This window comes from Mycobacterium sp. TH-M11 (genome assembly GCF_057473725.1).
Map to the genome: position 1 here is coordinate 1 of NZ_JBYCLD010000428.1, position 3,887 is coordinate 3,887.

Below are 3,887 nucleotides of genomic sequence, written 5' to 3' on the forward strand. Positions count from 1 at the left end.
TACGGCATGATCATGCCGGGCGAGGACTCGACCAAGGCTGTACGCGCGGTATTCGTCATCGACCCGACGGGCACAGTTCGTGTGGTCATCTACTATCCGTTGAGCCTGGGGCGCAATTTCGGTGAGCTGCTGCGCATCGTCAAAGCCTTGCAGACAGCCGACCACTTCGGTGTCGCAACTCCGGCCGACTGGGAACCTGGTGAGCCGGTGGTTCTTTCGGCGCCCACGTCTACCCGCGCCGCCCAGGAGCGAGTCAAGGAACACGCAGACGGCATGGAGTGCACCGACTGGTTTCTGTGCACCAGATCACTGTCCGTCGACGAGATCGAAGCCGCTATCCGGGTCGAATGAATGACGTCGGGCGGTGCAGCGTAAACCGTTATACCGTTGTGCCGGTAGTGGTTCCGCTGAGTGCAGCGCTCTCGACGCTGAGCAGGCTTTCGGCTGCATGCTCTTCCCGATAGGCCTCGCCGCCGCCGTTCAGCCCGAACAGGCGCTTGCTCCACAACAGCCATATCACCGCGACGATATTGATCGTCAGCGCGAAAACCCTTAGCGCGGTAATCTTTTCGGTGAGCTCGTAGATCTCCAACGGAAGGAAAACGCTGGTGGCGACGACTGCGAAATACTCGCCCCAACGCTGCATCAGCCACAGCCCTACCGCCTCGACGATTTCGATCAGCGCGTACCCGGCCAGGCCGATCGCAATCCACCGCAGCGTCGACGGCGACAACGTCAAGGCATGGGTGATCTGGTGAACGAGCCTGGAGTTGTCCGGATCCCAGCCGATCTGGTTGGCCAACGGCTTCAACAAGGGCATGTCGCGGTCCAGGACGTGCTGCCAATGTTCACGGGAGCCACTGAATTTCACCACGCCGGCGGCCAACAGCAGGAAAGCAGCGGCGCGGAATGCGCGTTCGACAGCGAGTGCGCGCATCAGTGTGCGGTCCCGCAGGAACCGCCCGCGGGGGATTTCCGGTGCGGTGTTCGCCGGTCCGCTGCGTCGTGGCGGACCGACCACGAAAGTTTCGCAGCGTAAGCAGCGCCAGGCCTCGCCGGCGGGTGTGTCGACCGTCAGGCGCTCGCGCAGCTTCGGCTCATCGGGAGCAAATGTCGCGTGCCCACGCAATCCACACGAGCGCAGCGCAAAATCCACCATGAGACTGCACGCTACAGCGCAGTGGCGCGTCGCCGGCCTCAGTCGAGGCCCGGGTCCCATGTGCCCGGCAGCATCGGCACCCCCGAGTTGGCGCCGAACTGGCCCCGGGTCAACGTGGTCAACCCGGACGGTTCGGCGGCGCTCTGGCGGGCTGCGCTACCGGCGAATCCGATGGGTCCGGCATCGCGTTCCGAGGTGGTCGCCGTCGGCTCCGGATCGAGGTCCATGTACTCGTAGCCACGACCGATCATGGTGGCCTTCGCCGGCCGTCGCCGCCGTACCGGTTGGCGTTCGTCGGTAACTGGTGCGACCGCGGGGATCTCGTCGCTGGCCGGCGCCGCCTTTTTCGCGCGTTGACCGGTGCCGGCGGCTTGCCTGGCAGCCAGGGCCAGATCGCCGACCACGTACATGAATCCTGGCATCGTCGCCACCGGCGGGCCTGCCGGCGTGGGCGGGGGAGGTGGCGTGGGGGCGGCCGGCAGGTGGGCCGGCGTCACGTGGGCAAGGGTCGGGGCCATCGGTGTAGGCGCGGGCGGCGGAGGGGGAGTCGGGGCCATGGCGAACGCCGGGGCCAGCATCGGCGCCGTCGCTGCCGGCGCCAGCCCGGCCAAGCCCGCCAGGCCCGCCAAGCCGGCCAGCCCGACCGGTGCCACTGCCAGCGGAGCTGAAACCGCTGCCAGCGGCAGCAGCGCCGGCAGTGCCACCGCCAGGGTCGAATCGAGGATGTAGTGCAGCACCTGGATGGTGTTGCCGATTGTCGACCCGACGATCTCGACGAGCGCCAACGGTGCCACCACGAACAGCTGCGAAGGATTGAACGCGGCGGTATAGACGACGGCCAGCAGGTCGTCGACGATGACGATGCCGGTGAAAGCGATGTAGGACGCCGGGTCTAGTGGCACCGACAGGTCGTAGGCGATTGCTTCGGGGGTGAGGTAGCTCAGCGGGTCGCCGGTGTAGATCAGGTAATACCCGGGCAAGGGGTACGGCGGAAACGTCGATGACGGCAGGCTCTGCAACCACGTCGCGATCGGATCGTTGAAATCGGTGAAGCCGATCTGGTTGAAGAAGTTCAGTATTTCTTGATACAGCGGGCCTTCGGTCGGGTACGGCGGCTGTGGGAAAATCCCTTGCAGATAGTTCTCCAGGTTCGTGAACCACGCGGGCGGTGTCGACGGCTCGCTGGCCGCGGGCGTTTTCATGATCGGCGGCGCCGGTTGGGTCGTCGGGGCGGCCGCGACAGATGCGCCCGCGACGCTCTCGTAGCCGCTCATCACGGCGGCAGCGTGTACCCACATGCGGGCATAGTCGGCTTCGTTGAGTGCTATCGGGATGGTGTTGATGCCGAAGAAATTGGTGCCCAGTAACACCGCGTGGGTGGCGTGGTTGGCGGCCAACTCACCCAGGGTCGGCATCGCGGCGAGCGCAGTCGTGTAGGCGGCCGCGGCGGTTTCGTGCTCGGCGGCCCGCGCGGCGCTGTTCGCGCCTTCCTGTTGCAGCCATGCCAGATAGGGCGCGTGCGCAGCACCATAGCTCTCGGCGGTCGGACCCTCCCAGGCCCCGGCTTGCACCTCGGTCAGCACGGCGGCTAATTCGTCAGCGGCCGCGGTGTATTCGGTGCTCAGCGCCGTCCACGCCGCCGCGGCCTCGAGTAGGGGCCCTGGTCCCGGACCGCTGCTCAGCAGCGCCGAATGCACCTCGGGAGGTGCCGCCATCCAGATGGGGGCGGTCACGGGCGGCCGCCAGAAATTGAAGACAACAACGCGCGCAGCGTCATGGGGAGACTCCGTCTTCGGGGTCGACCGCCCCGGGTTGCAGGATGCGAGGACGTGAGTCTCCTGGCTCTCGGATCGCTGCTAGCCTCGCCTTCCAACCTTGCGGCCGTGGCTGGTGAGGGTCGCTCCCCGATGACAGTGGCGGGACCGCGCCGGATTCACACCGGCTTCCTCTGTCGTCATCGCCTAACAGCGACATCGTGCCACACCACGTCGAACGCGTTAGCGGATCGAAGGCCCGACGCGTCGTCCGGATCGGCAATGAGGTCCGAAATGTACGGTGAGCTGGTGGGCAACACGAACGCACCGCAGGTGCGGTCGGCTGTCGAGGCGGATCTGATGCGCGTGCGCGACATCATCAACCACTACATCGAGCACTCGGTGTTCAACTTCCGGACCGAACCGCAGAGCATCCAGGAAATACGTGCCCTGTGGGCGCAACGGCACCGACGTTTTCCCTGGCTGGTGGCCGTGATCGACAACGATGTTGTCGGCGCGGCTTATGCCGGACCGTGGAACGAGCGCGCCGCCTACCAGTGGACCGTCGAGTCCACCATTTACGTCGACCCGTCGGCGCAGCGCCTTGGCGTCGGCGACGCGCTCTACACGGAGTTGCTCGATCGATTGCGCCGCCGGGGATTTCACAGTGTGATCGCTGTGATCGCGTTGCCCAACGACCCAAGCGTGCGGCTACACGAGCGGCACGGGTTCATGGCCGTCGGCCAGCTGCGCGAGGCCGGTCACAAGCACGGCGCCTGGCACGACGTCGGCTTCTGGCAGTGCGACTTATCCGCGGTCTAGCCGAGTTGTGCTGTGCAGTAATAGTTTTCGGTCTGGCTGTCGTTGCGTTGCGGCGCCGGCAGGCCGGCGTCGGCCAGCAGTTGGCTGGACCGGTGCCGCGTGGTCTGCCAGCCGCGGGCGTCCAGGTAGGGCGCGACGTCGTGGCGTTCGCC

The 3,887-nt window shown here is 66.2% G+C and carries 4 protein-coding genes and 1 riboswitch; of the genes, 2 read left to right on the forward strand and 2 right to left on the reverse strand.

Going from position 1 to position 3,887, the window contains the following annotated elements:
• On the forward strand, nucleotides 1-351 hold a 351-nt coding region (locus AC2VOG_RS16880), incomplete at its 5' end, for a peroxiredoxin (RefSeq protein ID WP_486941007.1).
• 28 nt (nucleotides 352-379) lie between these two features.
• On the opposite strand, the gene AC2VOG_RS16885 is transcribed toward AC2VOG_RS16880, so the two are convergent.
• Nucleotides 380-1,159 carry a DUF2127 domain-containing protein gene (locus AC2VOG_RS16885; RefSeq protein WP_486941008.1) on the reverse strand — a complete coding sequence of 260 codons (780 nt, stop codon included), beginning with the start codon at nucleotides 1,157-1,159 and terminating at the stop codon, nucleotides 380-382.
• A 38-nt stretch (nucleotides 1,160-1,197) separates the two neighbouring features.
• Nucleotides 1,198-2,892 (reverse strand): PPE domain-containing protein, encoded by a 1,695-nt coding sequence (locus AC2VOG_RS16890; protein ID WP_486941009.1) that lies wholly within the window; start codon nucleotides 2,890-2,892, stop codon nucleotides 1,198-1,200.
• A 78-nt stretch (nucleotides 2,893-2,970) separates the two neighbouring features.
• A riboswitch (cobalamin riboswitch) is annotated at nucleotides 2,971-3,150 on the reverse strand.
• A gap of 72 nt (nucleotides 3,151-3,222) precedes the next feature.
• Here AC2VOG_RS16890 and AC2VOG_RS16895 point away from each other — a divergent pair.
• Nucleotides 3,223-3,735, forward strand: coding sequence for a GNAT family N-acetyltransferase (locus AC2VOG_RS16895; RefSeq protein ID WP_486941010.1), 513 nt, complete (start codon nucleotides 3,223-3,225; stop codon nucleotides 3,733-3,735).
• Nucleotides 3,736-3,887: the final 152 nt, after the last annotated feature.

What these genes read in the sequence shown, in the direction of transcription:
- AC2VOG_RS16885 (WP_486941008.1), bottom strand. Translation starts at nt 1,159, where the DNA reads ATGGTGGATTTTGCGCTGCGCTCGTGTGGATTGCGTGGGCACGCGACA.